At 70.7% G+C, this 19,873-nt stretch carries 19 protein-coding genes and 1 pseudogene; 14 read left to right on the top strand and 6 right to left on the bottom strand.

The genetic code is table 11. The features are described 5' to 3' along the window. Positions 1 to 29: 29 nt before the first annotated feature. Complete coding sequence (locus A3IC_RS0114590) at positions 30 to 566, bottom strand: helix-turn-helix domain-containing protein (RefSeq protein WP_026218263.1); 537 nt, start codon at positions 564 to 566, stop codon at positions 30 to 32. 453 nt (positions 567 to 1,019) lie between these two features. On the opposite strand from A3IC_RS0114590, the gene A3IC_RS0114585 reads away from it, so the two are divergent. From A3IC_RS0114585 to A3IC_RS0114550, 8 genes are all read left to right on the top strand, one after another. Next, on the top strand, positions 1,020 to 2,645 hold the full coding sequence (locus A3IC_RS0114585) for an ABC transporter substrate-binding protein (protein WP_020550782.1): 1,626 nt from the start codon (positions 1,020 to 1,022) through the stop codon (positions 2,643 to 2,645). Continuing rightward, the gene (locus A3IC_RS0114580; protein ID WP_020550781.1) at positions 2,626 to 3,747 is read left to right on the top strand and encodes an ABC transporter permease; all 1,122 of its coding nucleotides are present in this window, start codon (positions 2,626 to 2,628) and stop codon (positions 3,745 to 3,747) included. The genes A3IC_RS0114585 and A3IC_RS0114580 overlap by 20 nt, the downstream gene beginning before the upstream one ends. After that, on the top strand, positions 3,744 to 4,658 hold the full coding sequence (locus A3IC_RS0114575) for an ABC transporter permease (protein ID WP_020550780.1): 915 nt from the start codon (positions 3,744 to 3,746) through the stop codon (positions 4,656 to 4,658). The genes A3IC_RS0114580 and A3IC_RS0114575 overlap by 4 nt, the downstream gene beginning before the upstream one ends. Then, positions 4,655 to 5,695 (top strand): ABC transporter ATP-binding protein, encoded by a 1,041-nt coding sequence (locus A3IC_RS0114570; protein ID WP_020550779.1) that lies wholly within the window; start codon positions 4,655 to 4,657, stop codon positions 5,693 to 5,695. Before A3IC_RS0114575 ends, A3IC_RS0114570 begins: the two co-directional genes overlap by 4 nt. Beyond that, positions 5,692 to 6,696 carry an oligopeptide/dipeptide ABC transporter ATP-binding protein gene (locus A3IC_RS0114565; protein ID WP_020550778.1) on the top strand — a complete coding sequence of 335 codons (1,005 nt, stop codon included), beginning with the start codon at positions 5,692 to 5,694 and terminating at the stop codon, positions 6,694 to 6,696. The genes A3IC_RS0114570 and A3IC_RS0114565 overlap by 4 nt, the downstream gene beginning before the upstream one ends. Next, positions 6,693 to 7,886, top strand: a complete 1,194-nt coding sequence (locus A3IC_RS0114560) for an amidohydrolase family protein (RefSeq protein WP_020550777.1) — start codon at positions 6,693 to 6,695, stop codon at positions 7,884 to 7,886. The genes A3IC_RS0114565 and A3IC_RS0114560 overlap by 4 nt, the downstream gene beginning before the upstream one ends. A gap of 79 nt (positions 7,887 to 7,965) precedes the next feature. After that, positions 7,966 to 8,412, top strand: coding sequence for a DUF4440 domain-containing protein (locus tag A3IC_RS0114555; protein ID WP_020550776.1), 447 nt, complete (start codon positions 7,966 to 7,968; stop codon positions 8,410 to 8,412). Positions 8,413 to 8,562: 150 nt separating this feature from the next. Beyond that, on the top strand, positions 8,563 to 9,174 hold the full coding sequence (locus tag A3IC_RS0114550) for a hypothetical protein (protein ID WP_158695956.1): 612 nt from the start codon (positions 8,563 to 8,565) through the stop codon (positions 9,172 to 9,174). 52 nt (positions 9,175 to 9,226) lie between these two features. On the opposite strand, the gene A3IC_RS0114545 is transcribed toward A3IC_RS0114550, so the two are convergent. Then, positions 9,227 to 9,565, bottom strand: a complete 339-nt coding sequence (locus A3IC_RS0114545) for an ArsR/SmtB family transcription factor (protein ID WP_020550774.1) — start codon at positions 9,563 to 9,565, stop codon at positions 9,227 to 9,229. 178 nt (positions 9,566 to 9,743) lie between these two features. Between A3IC_RS0114545 and A3IC_RS0114540 the strand changes: the two genes are divergently transcribed. Continuing rightward, the gene (locus A3IC_RS0114540; protein ID WP_026218262.1) at positions 9,744 to 10,742 is read left to right on the top strand and encodes a zinc-dependent alcohol dehydrogenase family protein; all 999 of its coding nucleotides are present in this window, start codon (positions 9,744 to 9,746) and stop codon (positions 10,740 to 10,742) included. Here the strand turns inward: A3IC_RS0114540 and A3IC_RS0114535 are convergent. Then, positions 10,726 to 11,370: a GNAT family N-acetyltransferase gene (locus A3IC_RS0114535; protein ID WP_020550772.1), complete on the bottom strand. Its 645-nt coding sequence runs from the start codon at positions 11,368 to 11,370 to the stop codon at positions 10,726 to 10,728. The two genes, A3IC_RS0114540 and A3IC_RS0114535, sit on opposite strands and share 17 nt — an antisense overlap. Positions 11,371 to 11,629: 259 nt before the next feature. On the opposite strand from A3IC_RS0114535, the gene hglS reads away from it, so the two are divergent. Both hglS and amaB read left to right on the top strand, forming a co-directional pair. Then, positions 11,630 to 13,030, top strand: a complete 1,401-nt coding sequence (gene hglS / locus A3IC_RS0114530; protein ID WP_020550771.1) for a 2-oxoadipate dioxygenase/decarboxylase — start codon at positions 11,630 to 11,632, stop codon at positions 13,028 to 13,030. Between the two features lie 89 nt (positions 13,031 to 13,119). After that, complete coding sequence (gene amaB, locus A3IC_RS0114525; RefSeq protein ID WP_020550770.1) at positions 13,120 to 14,661, top strand: L-piperidine-6-carboxylate dehydrogenase; 1,542 nt, start codon at positions 13,120 to 13,122, stop codon at positions 14,659 to 14,661. Positions 14,662 to 14,740: 79 nt separating this feature from the next. On the opposite strand, the gene A3IC_RS0114520 is transcribed toward amaB, so the two are convergent. Then, positions 14,741 to 15,547, bottom strand: coding sequence for a siderophore-interacting protein (locus tag A3IC_RS0114520; protein ID WP_020550769.1), 807 nt, complete (start codon positions 15,545 to 15,547; stop codon positions 14,741 to 14,743). Positions 15,548 to 15,908: 361 nt separating this feature from the next. Here A3IC_RS0114520 and A3IC_RS0114515 point away from each other — a divergent pair, with 361 nt between their 5' ends. Beyond that, positions 15,909 to 16,466 carry a GNAT family N-acetyltransferase gene (locus A3IC_RS0114515; RefSeq protein ID WP_020550768.1) on the top strand — a complete coding sequence of 186 codons (558 nt, stop codon included), beginning with the start codon at positions 15,909 to 15,911 and terminating at the stop codon, positions 16,464 to 16,466. An 81-nt stretch (positions 16,467 to 16,547) separates the two neighbouring features. On the opposite strand, the gene A3IC_RS0114510 is transcribed toward A3IC_RS0114515, so the two are convergent. Further along, a complete protein-coding gene (locus tag A3IC_RS0114510; protein ID WP_020550767.1) occupies positions 16,548 to 16,736 on the bottom strand; it encodes a DUF397 domain-containing protein in 189 nt (62 codons plus the stop codon). A 159-nt stretch (positions 16,737 to 16,895) separates the two neighbouring features. Then, complete coding sequence (locus tag A3IC_RS0114505) at positions 16,896 to 17,585, bottom strand: TetR/AcrR family transcriptional regulator (protein ID WP_026218261.1); 690 nt, start codon at positions 17,583 to 17,585, stop codon at positions 16,896 to 16,898. 157 nt (positions 17,586 to 17,742) lie between these two features. Here A3IC_RS0114505 and A3IC_RS0114500 point away from each other — a divergent pair, with 157 nt between their 5' ends. Together A3IC_RS0114500 and A3IC_RS70985 are read left to right on the top strand one after the other, a co-directional pair. After that, positions 17,743 to 18,468, top strand: coding sequence for a DUF4386 domain-containing protein (locus A3IC_RS0114500; protein ID WP_020550765.1), 726 nt, complete (start codon positions 17,743 to 17,745; stop codon positions 18,466 to 18,468). 298 nt (positions 18,469 to 18,766) lie between these two features. Beyond that, positions 18,767 to 19,873: pseudogene (locus tag A3IC_RS70985) on the top strand (Fe-S oxidoreductase); the annotation flags it as partial.

Genomic DNA, 19,873 nt, shown 5'->3' with positions numbered 1-19,873 from the left:
AAACGGGCACCGTTCCCGGCCGGGCACCGCTACGGCATCGGGGGCGTCACCGCGACGAGCAGCCGGGCCGGTGCGTCGGAGGAGTTGACGAACCGGTGCGGCAGGCGCGAGTCGAAGGTGATCGCGTCGCCCTCTTCGAGGTGATGGACGCGGCCGTCCACCTCGACGTCGAGTCGTCCGGCGAGCACGGTGGCGCATTCCGTGGAGGGATGGCTGTACGGCTCGTCGGAGGATGCCTGGCCGGGCTCGATGTCGGCCTCCAGCACTTCGAGATCGCCCGATCCGGGGGTGAGCCTGGAGTAGGTGATGTGCTGGCGGGCCGCGCCGAGCCGCATGCGCCGGTCGCGCGTGGTCACGGCCACGCGCGGTACGTCCGGATCGTCGAACAGGGTCGCGATGGAGGTGTCGAAGACGCGGGCGAGCTTGCGCAGGGTGCTCAAACTCGGTTCCGCGGCGCCGTTCTCCAGTTGACTGAGCATGCCCGCCGATATCCCGGCTTGGACGGCCAACTGACGCAAGGTCAGGTCGTGCGCCTGCCGTAGTTCGCGCAGTCGGTCACCCAGCATGGTCCGATCCCCGTTCGCTCCGGTGCCGAGCACCCTCGACTCGCGGATCCTGGCTTGTGCCTCATGGCGTGTTCAATGTGGTTGAACGCTTCGGGGCGAACATAGGCATGAAGCTGACTCCCCGTCAAGATCACTGCGCCGAGTGGGTGATCCCTCCGGTCGCGAGTCGATGAAGCCCGGGTGTCGGGCACCTGACGCGGCGCTGTCGGCAGGTCTGCCATTTGACCTCCATGTGGGCTCTGATCAGTCATCAAACCGTTATCAAGGCGAAAAATCGTCGCTCCACGTGGACGAGTGATCACCGTGAAAGGAACTTTGGTCCCAAATGCCGAGACGGGCAAGAAAGTCATTGACCATCACGCTCGGCCACGCCTACTTTCGAGCCCACCGTTCAGCCAGATCAAACACTCGGTTCCGTCATCGGCCGATCGGGTGGCTTGAGGAAGGTGTGCCATGCAGGGCAATCACCCCATCGGGGACAGTCGCCGGGCCAAGGCCGTGCGTCGGGCCGCCGCCCCATTGGCGGTCACCGTCGCCGCCGCTTTGATGCTCGCCGCGTGCGGCGGCGCCAAGAAGCAGTCCGGCGACGCGCAGGGCGACGGCGGCACACTCGTCGTCGACACCTCTTTCAGTCTCAAGACCGCCGACCCCGGTCGGACCTTCGAGCCCACCGGGATCCTGGTCACCCGCCCTGTCTACGACACGCTGCTCACCTTCGCGGGCGGCGACGTGACCAAGCCCGTACCGCTGCTCGCCGCGTCCTACGAGGCCGCCCCGGACGCCAAGACGTTCACCTTCCCGCTGCGCCCGGAGGCCAAGTTCTCCGACGGCACGCCGGTGACCGCCAAGGACGTGGTGTTCTCGTTCAACCGGGTCAAGAACCTCAAGGGCAACCCGGCCTTCCTGCTCGACGGCGTCACCGCGAGCGCCAAGGACGAGCACACGGTGGTGCTCACCACCGAGGCCGCCGACCCCGCGCTGCCGTTCCGCATCGCCACCCCCGCACTCGGCGTGGTCAACTCCAAGACCGTCGCCGCACACGGCGGCACCGACGCGCCGGGCGCCGACCAGGGCGACAAGGCCGAGCAGTTCCTCAACAGCGACTCGCAGGGCAGCGGCCCGTACCGGATCACCAAGTACGACGTCAGCAGCGAGGTCATCCTCACCCGCAACGACAACTACTGGGGCGCCAAGCCCAAGTACGCCAAGGTCGTGGTGCGCAACGTGCCCGCGAACACGCAGCAGTTGAACGTGCTCAGCGGTGAGAGCCAAATCTCCCTGGACATGTCGCCGGACCAGGCGGTCAAGGTCAAGGGCCAGGCGCAGGTGCTGCAACAGCCCACGCCCACCACCGCGTTCCTGTTCAGCAACGACAACCCGGCCACCTCGCCGACCACCTCCAACAAGGACTTCCAGGAGGCGGTGCGCTACGGCCTGGACTACAAGAGCCTGCTGGACGTGGCCGGCGCCGGCTCCGCACAGGCGGCCGGCATCGTGCCCAGCTTCTTCACCGGCGCGCTCGACCCGGCCAAGGCCGTCCAGCGCGACGTCCCGCGGGCCAAGGCCGCGCTGGCCCGCGCCGGGCTGAACAACCCCAGCGTCGACCTGTACTACGCCTCCGACGTGACCATCAACGGGATCAACTTCGGCGACCTCGGCGCCCGGGTGCAGGCCAACCTCAAGGAGGTCGGCATCACCATCAACCTCAAGCCGGCCCCCACCCAGACCGCGCTGGACTCCTACCGCAACGGCAGCGAGGCGATGGGCCTGTGGTGGTGGCAGGCCGACTACCCCGACGCCAGCGACTACCTCGCGTTCACCCCGGGTGAACTGGTCGCGCTGCGCGCCGGCTGGAAGGCCGACGCCAACGCCGAGGTGTCCGGCCTCGCCCAACGGGCCAAGGTCGCCACCTCCGACGCCGAGCGCGTCCAGCTGTACAAGCAGCTCCAGGAAGCGATGAACAAGACCGGCCCGTTCATGCCGCTGCTCCAGCCCGCACAGGTGATCGCCGCGAACAACACGGTGAAGAACCTGCACTACAACCCGATCTGGTACATCGATGTCGACAAGCTCGGCTGACCCCACGGTCGACCGCGGCACCCCCCGGACGGCCGCACCCCGCAAGGGTGCGGCCCCCGGCCCCCGGGCCGCGCGCGGCTCCCATCCCTTCGCCCGCTTCGTGCTGGTGCGCCTGTCCGTCGGGTTGCTGCTGTGCCTGGGCATCACGATCCTGGCCTTCGTGCTCACCCACGCCGTGCCCGGCGACCCGGTCGCCGCCAACCTCGGCGACCGTGCCCAGAACGACCCGGCCGCCGTGGCCGCGTTCAAGGAGAAGAACGGGCTCAACGAGTCGCTGCCCTCCCAATACGGCACCTATCTCGACAACCTTCTGCACGGCGACATGGGCACCTCCCAGCAGACCCACCGGCCCGTGTGGGACGACCTGGCCGACCGGGTGCCCGCCAGCTTCGAACTGGCCCTGGTGGCCATCGTGTTGGCGCTGGTGATCGGGGTCGGACTGGGCATCGTCGCCGCGGTGACCCGCAACCGCTGGCCGGACCGGATCATCCGGGTCGTCAGCCTGGCGGGCGTGTCCATGCCGGTGTTCTGGCTCGCCCAGGTCTCCTTCTACCTCTTCTCCTTCAAACTCGGCTGGATCCAGGCGGGCGGACGCCTTTCACCCGGCGCCATCCCACCCGAGGACATCACCGGCCTGTACACGCTCGACTCGCTGCTCACCGGCGACACGGGCACCTTCGGCGAGGCGTTCTCCCGCCTGGTGCTGCCCGCGTGTGTGCTGGCCGCGTTCAACATCGGCGTGCTCACCCGCTTCACCCGCGCCGCGGTTCTGGAAGCCCTCGGCAACGACTACGTCCGCGCCGCCCGGGCCAAGGGCCTGCCCGAGTTCACCGTGATCCGCCGGCACGTGCTGCGACCGGCACTCACCTCGATCCTGACCGTCGCCGGGCTCACCTTCGGTGGCATGCTCGCCGGTACCGTCCTGGTCGAGAACGTGCTGTCCTGGCCGGGCCTGGGCCAGTACGCGTACAAGAGCGCACTGAACCTGGACCTGCCGTCGATCATGGGCGTCTGCCTGTTCGTCGCGGTCGTGTACGTCGTGATCAACCTCCTCGTGGACCTGCTCTACGGGGTCATCGACCCGAGGATTCGCCTCTCGTGAACGCCACGCGCCTCTTCCTCGGCGATCGGCTCGGAGCCGACCGCACCGGCACGGACGACCCCGCCCCGCGGCGCAAGCGCCGCCCCGGCAAGTCGCCGTGGCGCAGCCCCCTGGCCATCACCGGCATCGTCATCATCGGCGTCTTCCTGATCGCGGCGGTCTTCGCGTCGGTGATCTCGCCCGAGGACCCGCTCGCCCAGAAATGGCCCAAGTACCAGTCGCCGTCCGGCGAACACTGGTTCGGCACCGACCAATTGGGCCGCGACATCCTTTCCCGGGTCATCCACGGCACCCGCATCTCGCTGCCGCTCGCCCTGCTGCTGGTCGTGCTCGCCATGGTCATCGGCACCGTGCTCGGCGCGGTCGCCGGATACTTCGGCGGCTGGATCGACATGGTCGTGATGCGCTGCGCCGACCTGGTGCTCGCCTTCCCGGCGATCATCCTGGCCATGGCCGTGGTCGCGGCACTGGGCCCCAACCTGACCAACGCCGTGCTCGCGGTGGTGATCGTCAGCTGGCCCACCTACGCCCGGGTGGTCCGCGGGCTGGTGCTGACGCTGCGCCAATCCGACTTCGTCCAGGCCGATCGCCTGCTCGGCGCCTCCGGGTGGCGGGTGCTGGCCGTGGACCTGCGGCCCAACCTGGCCGGCCCGGTCGCCGTGCTCGCCGCGCTCGACCTGGGCAACGCCGTACTGCTGCTGTCCGGGCTGTCCTTCCTGGGCCTGGGCGCGCAGCCGCCCGCCGCCGAGTGGGGCGCGATGGTCAACGCGGGCTCGGCGAACTTCGACGCGTGGTGGGTCGCCGTCTTCCCCGGCGCGGCCATCCTGCTCTCGGTGCTGGCCTTCAACTTCCTGGGCGACACCCTGCGCGACGCGCTGGACCCGCGTACGGCACGGGCGATCCGAAAGTGACGGACATGAACGACACCCCGACCCCGCCGGCGGTCGATGCCGAGGAGCCGCTGCTGGCGATTCGCGACCTCGTCGTCGAACTGCCCGGACCCGACGGCGAACGACTGCGCGCCATCGACGGCGTCGACCTGACCGTGGGCCGCGGCGAGATCGTCGGCCTGGCCGGCGAGAGCGGTTCCGGCAAGACGATGACCGCACTCGCGCTGCTCGGGCTGCTGCCCCAGGGCGGCAGCGCGAGCGGGCAGATGCTCGTCGAGGGCCAGGACGTACTGACCATGACCCCGCGTCAGGTCCGCGACCTGCGCGGCAACCGCGTCGCGATGGTCTTCCAGGACCCGATGACCTCACTGCACCCGATGCTCAGCATCGGCAAGCAACTCACCGAACACCTCCGCCACCACAAGAAGTTGGACAAGCGCGCGGCCGATGCCCGGGCAGTGGAACTGCTCGCCACGGTGCGCATCCCCGACCCCGAGCGGGCACTGCGCCGCTACCCGCACCAGTTCTCCGGTGGCATGCGCCAGCGCATCGCCATCGCCATCGCGCTGGCCTGCGACCCGGCGCTGCTGCTCGCCGACGAGCCCACCACCGCGCTGGACGTCACCGTGCAGGCCGGCATCCTGCGCCTGCTGGACCGGCTGCGTCGGGAGAACGGCCTGTCGGTGCTGATCATCACGCACGACCTGGGCGTGATGTCCGCACTCGCCGACCGGGTTTCGGTGATGTACGCGGGCCGGATCGTGGAGAGCGGGCCGCGCGCGGACGTGCTGCGCGAACCCCGCCACCCCTACACGCGCGGCCTGCTCGACGCGCTGCCGCACCCCGACGGCGGTACCGCCGCGCTCGTGCCGATCGTCGGTGCCCCGCCCAAGCTGGGCCAGGCGCCCACCGGATGCGCGTTCCACCCGCGCTGCCCGCACGCGGTCGACAGTTGCCGGCAGGATCGCCCGCGGCTGCTGGCGCTGACGCCCACCCACGCCGGGGCCTGCCCGATCGATCCCCTCGCCGTCGCCGCTTCGAAGGTGGATAGCCGATGACCCTGTCCTCCGTCACCTCCACCATCGCCGTCACCTCGAAGGCCCCCGGACTGGTGTTGCGCAACCTGTCCGTGGCGTACCGCACGCCGGGCCGGCCCACCGTGCGCGCCGTCGCCGGGGTGAGCCTGAGCGTGACCCCGGGGCAGGTGGTCGGCCTGGTCGGCGAGTCCGGCTGCGGCAAGTCGACCCTGGGCAAGGCCGCGGTCGGGCTGCTCAAACCGGCCGCCGGCCTGGTCGAGTTCGACGGACGCCCGGTCGTCCCGCTCGGGCTGCGCTCGCGACCGACCGGGCAACGCGGCCTGCAGATGGTCTTCCAGGACCCGTACGCGTCGCTGAACCCGCGTCGCCGGGTCGGCGAACAGATCTCCGACGCCGTGGTCCTGGCCGGCGGCACTCGCGAAAAGGGCCGCGGCGTGGCCCGCGAACTGCTCGAACGGGTCGGCCTGCCGCCCGAGTTCGCCGACCGTTTCCCGCACGAGTTCTCCGGCGGTCAGCGCCAACGCATCGCCATCGCCCGGGTGCTCGCCGCCGAACCCACGTGCATCGTCGCCGACGAGCCGATCGCCGCGCTGGACGCCTCGGCGCAGGCGTCGGTGGCCAACCTGCTGCTCGAACTGGCCCGCGAGCGCAACGTGGGCCTGCTGTTCATCTCGCACGACCTGTCCATCGTGCGGCAGATCGCCGACACGGTCGCGGTGATGTACCTGGGCACCGTCGTGGAGAGCGGCCCCACCGACCAGGTGTGGGCCGAGCCGCGCCACCCGTACAGCAAGGCGCTGATCGCGGCGGTGCCGCGCGCCGACGGCAGCGGCGAGTTGCCCGTGGACCTGCCCGGCGACGTGCCCGACCCGGCCTTCCCGCCGGCCGGCTGCCGCTTCCATCCCCGGTGCCCGGTCGCCGTCGACGCCTGCGCGGACGCCGAACCCGCACTGGTCGAGTTCCTTCCGCGCCGGCGCGCCGCGTGCACCGTCCTCGCGCCGACCCTCGAGAAAGTCGGGTGACCACACTCATGTGGCTGACCAATTGTCACGTCGTCGACGTCGTCACGGGCGAGGTGCTGCGCGACCGCAGCGTGCGGGTCGAGGATTCGACCATCGCCGAGGTGCGAGCCGCGCTGCCGCCCAACGCGGACGCGCACGACCTGGGCGGGCGGCACCTGCTGCCCGGGCTGATCTCCTGCCACTCGCACCTGTCGGTGGTCTTCCCCTTCTCCGATACGCGCGAGGACGAATCGCCGGGCCTGACCGCGTTCCGCGCCGCCCAGCGCGCGCACGACGCGCTGCGGGCCGGCATCACCACGCTGCGCTGCGTGCACGAGCAGAACCAGATCGACCTGGTGCTGCGCGACGCGCAAAAGCGCGGCTGGATCCAGGCTCCGCGGATCTTCGGCGCCGGCCGCGCGCTGTCCACACCACACGGGCACGGCGAGGGCGCGGACTGCTCCTACGCGAGCGGCGCGGACGGCTTCTACCGCGCGGCGCTGGGCGAACTGGCCGCCGGTGCCGACCACCTGAAGATCTTCATCAACTCCGGTCTGGCCCGCGAGGGCGAGGACTTCGAGCACGCGGAGATGACCGACGAGGAGATCGCCGCCACGGTCAAGGCCGCCCACGAACACGACGCGTACGTGGTCGCCCACTCCGGCGAGTCCGCCGCGATCCGCGCGGCCCTGGCCCAGGGTGTGCGCTCCTTCGAGCACGCGTACGCACTCGACGACGACACCGCGCGCCTGCTCGCCGACCGGCGCGCGTTCGTGACCCCCACGCTGTGCGTGACCAACTCGCTCGGCTGGATGCGGGAGAACCGCTTCGAGGAGGCGTCGATCAACAACGCCCAGAACGCGATCGAACCGCACCAGGAGAGCTTCCGGCGCGCGGTCGCGGCCGGCGTACAACTGGTCAACGGCACCGACATTCCGCCCGCCGACCTGGTCGAGGGCGTGCCGGCGGCGGTGTACGAGATGTTCCTGATGGCCCGCGGCGGCCTGGACAACCTGCGCGTGCTCCAGTCGGTGTCCACCACCGCGGCGCGACTGGTGAAGGCCGAGGACCGGCTGGGACAGGTCGCGCCCGGCTTCACCGCCGACCTGATCGCCGTCGACGGCGACCCGATGCACGACATCTCGGCCCTGGGCCGGTTGTCGTTCGTCATGCAGGGCGGCCGGATCGTCCGCGAAGACCTGGCCGCCTGACTCCGGGCGCACCTGGCCGGCCCCGGCCCGGGAGCCGCGCCGCGACCCGACCCACCCTCGACGTAAGGACATTCGTGCCATGACCGACGCCTTCGCCGCGCGCGACACGCACCGACCCGCCGGATCGGCCGAGGACCGCGCCGCCGTCTGGAGCGCCCTGCTGGACATCTACGCCGGCTTCACGGCCGGCGACCGCGAGCGGATCGACAGCCGCATCCACCCCGAGGCCACCATCTGGGACTCGGCCGCGCCGGAACTCCTGTTCGGCCGGGCCGACCTGGACCGGATCCGCGCCGCCCGGCCGGTCGGCCCGGACGCGCCGGTGGTCACCGGGATCCACGCGAGCGACGAGGTGATCGACGTCTGGGACGACACCGCCCTCGCCCGTTACACACTGCGCGTCGACTTCGCCCCCGCCGCCGACGGCTCGACCCCGGCCTCCGAACACATCCGCAACACGGCGGTCGCCCGCCGCTTCGACCACGGCTGGCTGGTGGTGCACAACCACGAGGACCTGCTGGCATAGCAGGCGGCGCGCTGCTGCCTCGTCGGGGAAAGTCACCCATGCGCGCGCCCGGTTCCTGCATGATGGCCGTGCCGCCCGGAACGCCGGGCTCCGGTCGTCGGGGTGCTCGCCTCGGTTGCCGTCGTGACTCACCTGCGCGGGGTGGACGTCTTGGCTCCCTCATTCGACGATGCGTACCGGGCCGCCGCCGAGCGGCAGGCGGACGCGCTCCGGGCCGAGCAGACTCGCGGACGGCACGCCGAGGATGGCCGATCGCACGCTCGGGCCGTCGCCGAGCCGGCGTTGGCGGCGCTGGTCGAGCCGCTGCGCCGGCGACTGGAGGCGTCGCGGATCCCGATGCGAACCCACACCGATCGTTCGCGCTCGGGACTGTTCGCACGGCGCGGACGGCACTTCTGGCCGTTGGCACCCTCCTTTCGGGGAACGCGGGAGACGCTGAACCTGGCGGGCTGGACGTCGGACGGCCTGGTGCTGACCCGCAGTGGCCACTTCTCGATGGACTACCGGTTGCCGGGGCCGGAGGGCTTCGCGGCGCTGCTGGACGGCATCGACATGGCCGACGCGAGTGCGCCGTCGGCGTCGGTGCGCGCGGGTGGTCTGTTCGTGGATCGGGCGACGAACCTGGTGCACTGTTACCGCGCCATCGGGGACGGCGTGGAGGAGCGCGTGGTGCACGAACTCTCGTCGTATCTCGCGGACATGGTCGTGCGGTTGGAACTGGTGGAGAACAACCGCCGCAACGGGACGGCCTACGGCGGCTGAGCGGACCCGCCCCGGCACCGGCGACGCCGTCCCAACCGACCGCTGCCGCCGCTCAGGCCCGGTCGGCCCTGGCCATCAGGGCGTCCAGCAGGCCGGGGAAGGATTCGTCGAACTCGTCGCGGCGCAGCGCGTTCATCCGCGAGGTGCCCGCGTAGTACTGGCGGATGAGGCCGGCCTCGCGCAGGACATGGAAGTGGTGGGTCGCGGTGGACTTGCTGACGGGCAGTTCGATCGTGCCGCAACTGAGGGCCTCCGGGGCGGCGTAGAGCTCGCTGACGATCAGTCGGCGCACCGGGTCGACGAGGGCTTCGAGGACCTGCTGCAGGCCGATCGTCCGGATGTCCGGGTGGGGTGGGACACGTTCGCGTCCACCGCGCTGTGTTGTCGCCATCGATCGTTGTACCTCCTGTCCGCATGGTACGACACTCATCAAAGTGCGACCTTCGTCAAAGGGCGACCTTCGTCAAAGTGTGATGGCCATCAAAGTTTGACAGCCGCCGTACCTTCCGCTTGAGTGAGGCACGTCGACGCGGTCCCGTGTCGCCGGTGCTCGGAAGGAACGATGCGTGATGGTCAGGACAGTGCGCTTCCACGAACTCGGCGGGCCGGACGTGCTGCGCGTGGAGGACGTCGAGCTCGGCGCACCGGGTCCCAGTGAACTGGCGATCCGAGTGGACGCGATAGGCATCAACCGGGCCGAGGCCCTGTTCCGCAGCGGCAACTACATCCAGGACGTCAAGGAGTTCCCCGCCCGCCTCGGCCTGGAGGCATCCGGCGTGGTCGAGGCCGTCGGCGCCGGGGTCACCGGATTCGAGGTCGGCCGGCCGATCAGCGTGGTGCCCGCCTTCTCGATGAACGACTACGGCGTCTATGCCGAACGCGCGATCGTTCCCGCGTCGGCCGTGCTGCACCGGACCGAGTCCCTGGACCCGGTCGCCGGCGCGGCGGTGTGGATGCCGTACCTGACCGCATACGGCGCGCTGGTCGAGGTCGGCGGGATGCGCGCCGGCGACACGGTCGTGCTGACCGCGGCCTCCAGCAGCGTGGGCCTGGCCGCGATCCGGGTGGCGCACCGGGTCGGCGCGGTGCCGATCGCCACCACCCGCACGCAGGCCAAGGTGGAACAGCTGCGCAAGGCCGGCGCCGCCGAGGTGATCGTCACCGAGGAGGAGGACATCGTCGAGCGGGTGCGCGCCTTCACCGGAGGCCGCGGCGCCGAATTCGTCTTCGACGCCGTCGCCGGCCCCGGCGTGGTGGACCTGGCCAGGGTGGTCGCCCCCGGCGGCACGCTTTTGATCTACGGCGCGCTGAGCGGGGAGGTGACCCCCTATCCGGGATTCGACCTCGGCATGCCCGCGCTGAACATGCGCACCTACACCGCCCTGGAGACCACCACCGATCCGGAGCGGCTGCGCCGGGCCGAGGCGTTCGTCACCTCCGGCGTGCGTAGCGGCGCCTTCGAGGCGAGCGTGGACCGCACCTTCGATCTGGAGCGGATCGTCGACGCGCACCGCTACCTGGAGGCGGGCGCCCAGGTCGGCAAGATCGTGGTCACCGTCGACCACTGACGCCTTCGCCGACTTCCGACATCGGAGGTCGGCGCGAGAGCGGGCGGCGGGGCGAGGAGCCGGGGCCGCCGGGCGTGGATCCGCGCAGCACGACGTCGGGGCCGTGGCCCAGGGTCAGCGCCATCCGGATGTCGTCGAAGCGCTCGTTGTCGACCTCGATGACGTTGGGCAGGCGCCCCCACACGGTGAAGCCGAACTCCTCGTAGAGCTCGATGGCGCCGTGGTTGTTGCCCCGCACGCCCAGGGCGAGGGTCTCGATGCCGGCTCGGCGGGCGCTGTCGATCAGGGCCGTCATCAGCAGCCGGCCCAGGCCCAGGCCGCGGCTGGTGGGGTGGGCCATGACCTTCTCGACGTCGGCGGTATGGGCGAAGACCGGCTCGGGCCGGCGTCGCCACAGGCCGGTCGCGGCGACGCTGCCGTCGACCAGCGCGACGACGAGCGCGGCGTCGCCGGCCCGGACGGCGGCGAGCGCGTCCTCCAGCCAGACGTCCGTGGTGGGCTTGCTCGGCGGGGACAGGTAGCCGATCGCGCCACCGAGGCGCGCGACGTCGTGAAAGACCCGGTGGATCTCCGTGCGCAGCCGGTCGTCGGCGTCGGTGGGCCGAAACAATTCGATCTTCGGTTCCATGGCGGACATTGTCGCGGGCCCGATTCCGCGAGCGCGCACCGACCCGACATGCCCCGACCCTCCCGGAGCGCGGAGACCGGACCGCCGGGTCGCCCGACCGGGGCACGGCGACCGGGCCGCAGGGCGTGGCGCGGACCGGGACGGGGTCGACCCGGCGAAGGTGGGAATACACGCACCGGGTGCGGGGGTACGACCCGGGGGTTGCGTGATTCGGGGATCGAGGTGACGACCTCGGTGCCGACCCGACCGAGGAGGACCCATGGGCACCGTGCCGGCCTGGCAGTTGCGAGCCGCCTTCGCACGCCGTCTGTCGGATATGTACGGATCCGAAGTCCCGGCCTACACCACACTCTTGGCCGCGGTCGCGGAGATCAACGAGGACGTGTCGCGCGGCGACGGCGCCGCCGGCCGACTGGGCGGCATCGAGCGCGTCGCGGCGGAACGACACGGCGCGATCCGGGTCGGCACGGCCCGGGAATTGCGTCAGGTCGCCGCGATCTTCGGCGCGATGGGGATGCACCCGGTCGACTTCTACGACCTGCGCGAGGCCAGTAGCAGCTCGGTTCCCGTGGTGTCCACGGCCTTTCGCCCGATCGAAGCGGCCGAGTTGGCCCGCAATCCCTTCCGGGTCTTCACGTCCTTGCTGACCACGGCCGATCGCCGATACTTCGATCCGGATCTGCGGGACCGGCTGGAGGCGTTCCTGGCCCGACGCGAGCTCTTTCCCGCGGAGTTGACGGAGCTGGCCGAACGGGGCGAGCGCGAGGGCGGCCTGGCCCCGGAGCCGGCCGAGCGTTTCCTGACGCTCGCCGTCGACGCCTTCCGGCTGTCCGCCACGCCGATCGACCGGGCCTGGTACGAGGAACTGGCCCGGGTGTCCGCGGTGGCCGCGGACATCGGCGGGGTGTCCGGGACACACATCAACCACCTCACCCCTCGGGTACTGGATATCGACCGGCTCTACCGGGAGATGCAACGACGCGGGATCACCATGATCGACGCGATCCAGGGACCGCCCCGTTGGGACGGTCCCGATGTGCTGCTGCGGCAGACCTCGTTCCGAGCCCTGGAGGAGAAGCGGCACTTCCGGCGTGCCGACGGCGGCACCGAGACCGCCACACTGCGGGTGCGGTTCGGCGAGGTCGAGGCCCGGGGCATCGCCCTGACCGCGACCGGCCGCGCCCTGTACGACGACCTCATGGCCGAGACCGACCGGCGGGCCGGCGGAGCCGCAGCGGCGGACCGGGCCGAGATCGCCCGCGCGTTGTGGACCGCGCGCTTCCCCCACACCGAACGGGAATTGGCCCTGAACGCACAGGCGTTCTTCACCTACCGGGCGGTCGCAGCCGACCGGCGCCCCGCCGATCGACACCCCCCGGCGGACCTGGCCGGCCAACTCGACCAGGGCTGGATCGACGCCGAGCCGATCGTGTACGAGGACTTCCTGCCCCGTTCCGCCGCCGGCATCTTCCAATCCAACCTGACCGACGCCGGCACCCGGGACGCCGCCCGCTCCGGCGCACACTACGACCGGCGATGGCTGTCCGAGGTCATCGAGCGACCCGTCCACGACCCGGTCGACCTCTACGGCGCGCAACGGGACGCATCGCTGGCCGAGGCCCGCGCCGCCCTCGGACTCCCACCCTCCGCGCCGGGCTGACCTGCGGCCGCCGCGCGATCCGCCGCGACGACCGGGCCCGCCGCCCCCGCCTCCGCGCTCGCCCCACCCCGCCCCAGCCAGGAGCACCGATGCCCGACCCCGCCACCACCCCCCTTCCCGACACCGACCGGCTGCGCGCGCGAGCGGACGCCTGCCTGCGCCGCTGTGGCGCCGTGCCCGGACCCGACGCCGGCGACCTGGTCGCGCGTACCCCGATCACCGGCGGCGTGCTGCGTCGGCTCGCCTCCTCCACACCGGAGCAGGTCACCGAGGCGGTCGGCGCCGCGCACCGTGCGTTCGGCGTCTGGCGCACGACGCCCGCGCCGGTACGCGGGGCGTTGGTCAAGCGACTGGGGGAACTGCTGGCGGAGCACCACGAGGACCTGGCCGAGCTGATCACCCTGGAGGCGGGCAAGATCCGCACCGAGGCGCGTGGGGAGGTGCAGGAGATGGTCGACGTCTGCGACTTCGCCGTCGGACTCTCCCGGCAGCTGTACGGGCGGACCATGCCCTCCGAACGGCCCGGGCACCGCCTCTCCGAGTCCTGGCACCCGCTGGGTGTGGTCGGCGTCGTCTCCGCCTTCAACTTCCCGGCGGCGGTGTGGTCGTGGAACACCGCGATCGCTCTGGTCTGCGGCGATGCCGTGGTCTGGAAGCCGTCCGAACTGACCCCGCTCACCTCGATGGCCTGCGCCGCGCTGCTCTCCGAGGCCGCCGCCGACGTCGGCGCGCCGACCGATGTGCATCGCCTGGTGCTCGGGCATCGTGCGGTCGGCGAGGTGCTGGTCGCGGATCCGCGGGTCGCGTTGGTGAGTGCGACCGGTTCGGTGCGGATGGGCCGGGAAATCGGGCCGCGGGTGGCCGCCCGGTTCGGTCGCTGCCTGCTCGAACTCGGCGGCAACAACGCCGTGATCGTCACGCCGTCGGCCGATCCGGACCTGGCGGTGCGCGGCATCGTCTTCGCCGCGGCCGGCACCGCCGGACAGCGCTGCACCACGCTGCGTCGGGTGATCGTGCACGAGGACATCGCGGATGTGCTCGTGGAGCGGCTGATCCGGGCCTACGCGGAGCTGGGGATCGGCGATCCGTTCGCGGAGACCACCCTGGTCGGGCCGCTGATCCGCGCCGCGTCGGGGGAGGCGATGGCCGCGGCCCTGGACCGGGCGCGGGCCGACGGCGGCGACGTGCTGGTCGGTGGCGAGCGGGTGCCCCGGCCGGAGGCACCCGACGCGGTGTATGTGCGTCCCGCGATCGTGCGGATGCCCGGGCAGACCGAGATCGTCCGGGAGGAGACGTTCGCGCCTATCCTCTACCTGCTCACCTACCGCACCTTCGACCAGGCCATCGCCCTGAACAACGGTGTGCCGCACGGGCTTTCGTCCGGCGTGTTCACCCGGGACCACCGCGAGGCCGAACGCTTCCTGGCCGCGGACGGCTCCGACTGCGGCATCGCCAACGTCAACATCGGCACCTCCGGCGCCGAGATCGGCGGCGCGTTCGGCGGCGAGAAGGAAACCGGCGGCGGTCGCGAGTCCGGATCCGACGCGTGGCGCGCGTACATGCGCAGGGCGACCAACACGATCAACTACTCGGACGAACTCCCGCTCGCTCAGGGGGTCGACTTCGGCTGAGCCACAGCGGCACGCTCCCCGCCCCCGGGTTCGAGGAAGCGTCCCGCCCGGCCCGGGTGGGCGCCCGGTGTCGTACGTGTCAGCCGGGACTGGAGCGCCCGTGGCGCCAGTAGCCGAAGAAGGTGATGTCCGACTTGGGTACCTTGCGCTCGTTCACCAGGTGCCGGCGCAGCCCGGTCGGCAGGCCGTGCTCGCCGGCGGTCCACGTGTAGAACGGGCCCGCGGGCAGGGCCGCGGACTCGACGGCGTTCAGGGCGAGTCGGCCGGGCCGGGATCCGGCGCCGTTCCGGGCCGTCCAGTGCACCCGCACGCCCGCCGGGGCCTCGACCCGCTCACGGATGTCCGCGACCTCGGGCACTTCCAGGAAGACCTCCGCGACCAGGGACGCGGGGGCGTGCTCCAGGATGGACAGGATGGCCGGCAGCGCGCTTTCGTCGCCGACCAGCAGATGCCAGTCGACATGGCTCGGCGGCAGGTACATCCTGCCCAGATCGAAGATGCCGGCCGGGTCGCCCGGTCGGGCCCGGGCCGCCCAGGCCGAGGCCGGTCCGGCGTCGCCGTGCAGCGCGAACTCGATGTCGATCTCGTGCCGTTCGGGCCGGAAGGCACGGACCGTGTAGTTGCGCACCCAGGGTCGACGCGCCTTGGGCAGCAGCATCAGCTCCGCCACCCACGCGTTGTTGGACACCTTCGGCATGCGCAGGTCCTGCTGTCCCTCGCGCGGGAAGAACAAGCGCACGCCCTGATCGAATCCGGTCTCGTGCAGATGCTCCAGCTCGGGTCCACCGAGCGTCAGGCGCACGAAGTTGGGGCTGAGGCGCGTGTTCTGACGCACCGTCAGGGATATCATCCGCCGCGTTTGTGGCAGTTGCACCTTGGGCAACATCTCTGCCTCTCGCTTTCGCCGTTCCGTCGGGGGCCGGACCGCATCGATCGCATCGGACCGCACCGGTCCGGGGCCGGTTCGGGGCCGGTCCGGGCCATCGGCTCTTCGGCCCAGGTCATGGGCCAATTATGAGCAATTACTCGCTACGCGCGGTACTCGCTTTTCCGGGGTCGCCACCGAGGCCCCGCGGCGTCGACCGACCGGCGAGCACGGCCGCGCGAGCAGCGGGAACGACCGCGCGCCGGGCCCGTGCGCGGTCGTGTCCCGGTTGGGCTGCTCACATTTCGCCGGCCGGTCTCGAGCATCCGGCATAGGATCCCGACGGTCGATCGATCTGCACGGCCATGGCGGAAGGACGGGAATGTTCGCGACATCTCTGGGCGACGGAGCCGAGTTGCGGCCACTGGAGCCTTGGCGTGCCGAGGAGTTCCTCGCCCACATCGATCGCGGCCGCGAGTTCATCGGCCGGCACGTCGGGCTCGCCGACGCCGCCGCCGATCTCGATTCCGCGCGGGGCTGGCTCCAGTCCTACGCCGACAAGACCGCCGCCGACGCCGGCCGGCTGTACGGCATCTGGCTCGACGGGCTGCTCGTCGGCGGGGTGCTCTTCCGGACCTTCGACGCGCCCGCGGGCAACTGCGAGGCGGGTTGCTGGCTCGAACCGGCCGCCTCCGGCCGGGGTTTGGTCACCCGTGCGGCGACGGTGATCATCGACTGGGCGATCCGGGAGCGCGGGATCCACCGGGTGGAGTGGCTCGTGTCCTCCGAGAACACCCCGAGCATCAACGTGGCCAAGCGCCTGGGCATGACCCGCGACGGCGTCCAGCGGCAGAACCACTCCTACCGAGGGGCGCGTCAGGACACCGAGATCTGGTCCGTCCTGGCCCCGGAATGGCACGCCGCACACGGCGCCGCCTGACCTTTGCGTCGGGGCTCGGGCCCGACCCCCGCCCCGGGGGCACCCGCGAGCAGGTGCCCCGGGCCGACGGTCGGCTTTCGCTCAGTCCTGCTTCAGCGCGTTCACGAACGCCGTCCACGCGGATCGCGCCACGGGGATCTGACGCTCGTCGGGACCGGCCTTGGAGTCTCCGACGCGGACGTCCGTGTGGCCCAGGCTGCGCCACCGTACGCAATTCGCCTGTTGCGAGTGGGTGCTGGCGGTCCAATCGGCGGGAGCGGAAACGGTCATTCCGGGACCCTTTCTCGGAAGGATCGGACAGAGTCGGAGCGACGTGGGGCAATCGCCCCGCACCTCGCACCATTTCTCGTACTTCCCGCCGGGTCAAGGACCTGCGCCGGCAGGTCGAGGGTGTACGCCGGCGGGCCGAGCGTGCCGGTTGCCCGGGGTTCAGTGCCCGGTGGACGTCCACCCCTGCCGGTGCAGGCGGTCGAATCCGTCCAGGAGAAGATCCAGCGCGAACTCGAATTCGAAGCGATCGTCGCACCCCGCTCCGACGGTCGACGCCCGATCGTGGTCCCGGGTCATCGCCATCTCCGCGATGTGCGGGTAGCGCTCGGCGACCTCGGGCGGCATGGCCGCCGGCGCCGACCCTGGGCTCGGCGAGTCGTCGAACAGTTCCCGGGTGAAACCCAACATGCGGCTGCCGAGGGCATGCATCACATGATGGGTGAGGTCCACGGAGAAGCCGCCGGCCCGGAACATCCCGATCATCGAGTCCATGTAGGCCAGGACGACCGGGGTCGGACTGCTGCGCGACTCGATCACCCGGTACGCCCACCGGTGCCGTAGCAGCGTCTCGCGCGCGGAGAGGATCCGCTGCCGGACCGCGCTCTTCCAGTCCGCATCGCGCACCGGCGGCTCGACCTCGCCGACGACGACGTCCACCATGCCGTCCAGCAGCTCTTCCTTGTTGGCCACGTGCTTGTAGAGCGCCATCGGCACGACGCCCAGCCGCTGGGCGAGCCTGCGCATGCTGAGCGATTCGATCCCGACCTCGTCGGCGAGCGCCACGCCGGCACGCAGCACCCGGTCCCTGCTCAACGGAACCCGGCGGGCGGTCTTCGACCGCGGAGCCATCTCGACCATCTTCGCTGTGCCCCTTCGCCGACCCGACCGGTGTTCGCGCTTGACGAGTGTACGGCGTACGCCTAGCTTGAGCGTCAGGTGTACGTCGTACACCTGACCCGACGGATCCGTCCGCGGGTCGATCCGTCCCGGAACGGAGTGGAATCGGATGAAGCCGACCAGAGGGATCGCGGTGGTCGCCGGCGTGTTCTTCCTCGTCACCGAGGTGGCCGCGATCGGGGGAGTGCTGCTCTATCGCCCCGTCCTGACCGACTCGCGCTACATCCTCGGCGCGGGCGCCGACGGCCGTGTCCTCGCCGGAGCGCTCTGCGAGATCGTCCTGGCGATCGCGATCATCGGCAGCGCGGTCACGCTGTACCCGGTGCTCAGGAGGCGGCACGAAGGAGCCGCGCTCGGTTACGTCTGCCTGCGGCTGCTCGAAGCCGCGGTCATCGTCGTCGGGATCGTCGCCACCGTGTCGATCGTGACGTTGCGACAGGAAGGGGTGGGCGACGCCGACGCCGACGCGGCGGTGCCGGTCGGCAGGGCGCTGTTGGCGATCCACGACTGCACGTTCCTGCTGGGCCCCAACTTCATCCTGGGGGCGAACACGGTGGTGCTGGCGGCCCTGGCGTACGCGTCGCGACTGGTGCCGCGAACGATCGCCGTATGCGGGCTGATCGGCGGTCCGCTGATCTGCGCCTCGGCGACCGCCGTGCTGTTCGGGCTCTACGCCCAGGTCTCCGCGGTCGGGGCGATCGCGGCCGTTCCGGTCTTCGGGTGGGAGGTGGCGCTGGCCGTCCGGCTGATCGCCAAGGGCTTCGACCCGACGTCCACCGAGGCGAGTCGACGGCGTCCCGACGTCGGTGGACGGCTGGTGTCGGGATCGGTGTGATCACGATGCCGGGACCTGTTGCGGATTCCGTAGCCGTGGCATGGCAGCATGCATGTCGACTGATCTGACGGTGCGTCACACAACTGGCGAGTCGGCCGGGTCGGTGCGGAACACGACAGGACACGATCGTCCGACGTCGCGACGGAACGGGCGAAACCCGCGAGGTCGATGGCGTTCGGCGGACGGATATCATCGACGCAGTGATCAAGTTACCAATGGGTAAGGCGCTCGAACGGCCTTGCCCGGTCGGCCGATACACGCCCCGGAAGGGACGTCCCACCGGAGGAGTCGAACGCCCATGCAGCTCGCAGGGATCGTGATCTCGCTGCTGATCAGCGTGATCGGATTCGCCCTACTCGGGCGCACCGCCGCCTACATCCATTCGTTCGTCAAACTCGGGCAGCCCGTGCGCGGCCGGACCAGCGCGGCCGGCACCCGTTTGCGCACGATGCTCACCGAGACGGTCGGGCACACCCGGATGCTCCGTTGGGGCATCGTCGGCGCGGCACACTGGTTCGTCATGGTCGGCTTCGGCGCGCTCGTCCTGACCCTGGTCAACGCGTACGGACAACTCTTCTCGCCGGAGTTCGCGCTGTGGGGTCTCGGACACTGGGACGTGTTCGAGGTCTTCACCGAGTTCATGGGCCTGATGACCATCGTCGGCATCCTCGTGCTGATCGTGATCCGACAGCGCTCCCACCCGCGTCGAGCCGGGCGCAAGAGCCGATTCGCCGGATCCAGGTTCGGCCAGGCGTACTTCGTCGAGTTCGTGGTCGGCTCGGTGGGCGTGTGCATCATGCTGCTCCGCGGCCTGGAGGGCGCGCTCGCCGGGGTCGACGGGTACGAGCCGGGCTACTGGGTGAGCTACCCCCTGGTGTCCGCGTTCGGCGGGCTCTCCGACGGTTCGCTGGAGAACCTGATCTACCTCGTCGCGACGATCAAGATCGTCATCTCGATGACGTGGGCGATCACCATCGGCCTCAAGCCGAGTATGGGTGTCGCGTGGCATCGGTTCCTGGCGTTCTTCAACATCTACTTCAAGCGTGAGGCGGATGGTGGGGTCGCGTTGGGTGCGTTGCAGCCGATGCGTTCGGGTGGTGAGGTGATCGATTTCGAGGACCCGGCGGACGATGCGGTGTTCGGGGTCTCGCAGGTGGAGCATTTCACCTGGAAGGGTCTGCTGGACTTCTCCACGTGTACCGAGTGTGGTCGNTGTCAGTCGCAGTGTCCGGCGTGGAACACGGGCAAGCCGTTGTCGCCGAAGTTGTTGATCATGTCGCTGCGTGAGCACGCGTTCGCGAAGGCCCCGTACCTGTTGGCGGGTGGCGGCAGGGACGAGGAGGGCAACGAGAGGGCCACTCCCGAGCAGTTGGCGAGGGTCCCGGCGTCGGCTCTGGCGGAGGCC

It is taken from the genome of Embleya scabrispora DSM 41855, assembly GCF_000372745.1.
Taxonomy (GTDB): Bacteria; Actinomycetota; Actinomycetes; order Streptomycetales; family Streptomycetaceae; genus Embleya; species Embleya scabrispora.
The sequence above is the reverse complement of the archived record's forward strand: the minus strand, read 5'-3'. Positions and strand labels throughout refer to the sequence as shown.

What these genes read in the sequence shown, in the direction of transcription:
- A3IC_RS0114540 (WP_026218262.1), top strand. Translation starts at nt 9,744, where the DNA reads ATGGTCAGGACAGTGCGCTTCCACGAACTCGGCGGGCCGGACGTGCTG.
- A3IC_RS0114555 (WP_020550776.1), top strand. Translation starts at nt 7,966, where the DNA reads ATGACCGACGCCTTCGCCGCGCGCGACACGCACCGACCCGCCGGATCG.
- amaB (WP_020550770.1), top strand. Translation starts at nt 13,120, where the DNA reads ATGCCCGACCCCGCCACCACCCCCCTTCCCGACACCGACCGGCTGCGC.
- A3IC_RS0114545 (WP_020550774.1), bottom strand. Translation starts at nt 9,565, where the DNA reads ATGGCGACAACACAGCGCGGTGGACGCGAACGTGTCCCACCCCACCCG.
- A3IC_RS0114500 (WP_020550765.1), top strand. Translation starts at nt 17,743, where the DNA reads ATGAAGCCGACCAGAGGGATCGCGGTGGTCGCCGGCGTGTTCTTCCTC.
- A3IC_RS0114590 (WP_026218263.1), bottom strand. Translation starts at nt 566, where the DNA reads ATGCTGGGTGACCGACTGCGCGAACTACGGCAGGCGCACGACCTGACC.
- A3IC_RS0114580 (WP_020550781.1), top strand. Translation starts at nt 2,626, where the DNA reads ATGTCGACAAGCTCGGCTGACCCCACGGTCGACCGCGGCACCCCCCGG.
- hglS (WP_020550771.1), top strand. Translation starts at nt 11,630, where the DNA reads ATGGGCACCGTGCCGGCCTGGCAGTTGCGAGCCGCCTTCGCACGCCGT.
- A3IC_RS0114505 (WP_026218261.1), bottom strand. Translation starts at nt 17,585, where the DNA reads ATGGCTCCGCGGTCGAAGACCGCCCGCCGGGTTCCGTTGAGCAGGGAC.
- A3IC_RS0114535 (WP_020550772.1), bottom strand. Translation starts at nt 11,370, where the DNA reads ATGGAACCGAAGATCGAATTGTTTCGGCCCACCGACGCCGACGACCGG.
- A3IC_RS0114510 (WP_020550767.1), bottom strand. Translation starts at nt 16,736, where the DNA reads ATGACCGTTTCCGCTCCCGCCGATTGGACCGCCAGCACCCACTCGCAA.
- A3IC_RS0114515 (WP_020550768.1), top strand. Translation starts at nt 15,909, where the DNA reads ATGTTCGCGACATCTCTGGGCGACGGAGCCGAGTTGCGGCCACTGGAG.
- A3IC_RS0114565 (WP_020550778.1), top strand. Translation starts at nt 5,692, where the DNA reads ATGACCCTGTCCTCCGTCACCTCCACCATCGCCGTCACCTCGAAGGCC.
- A3IC_RS0114585 (WP_020550782.1), top strand. Translation starts at nt 1,020, where the DNA reads ATGCAGGGCAATCACCCCATCGGGGACAGTCGCCGGGCCAAGGCCGTG.
- A3IC_RS0114520 (WP_020550769.1), bottom strand. Translation starts at nt 15,547, where the DNA reads ATGTTGCCCAAGGTGCAACTGCCACAAACGCGGCGGATGATATCCCTG.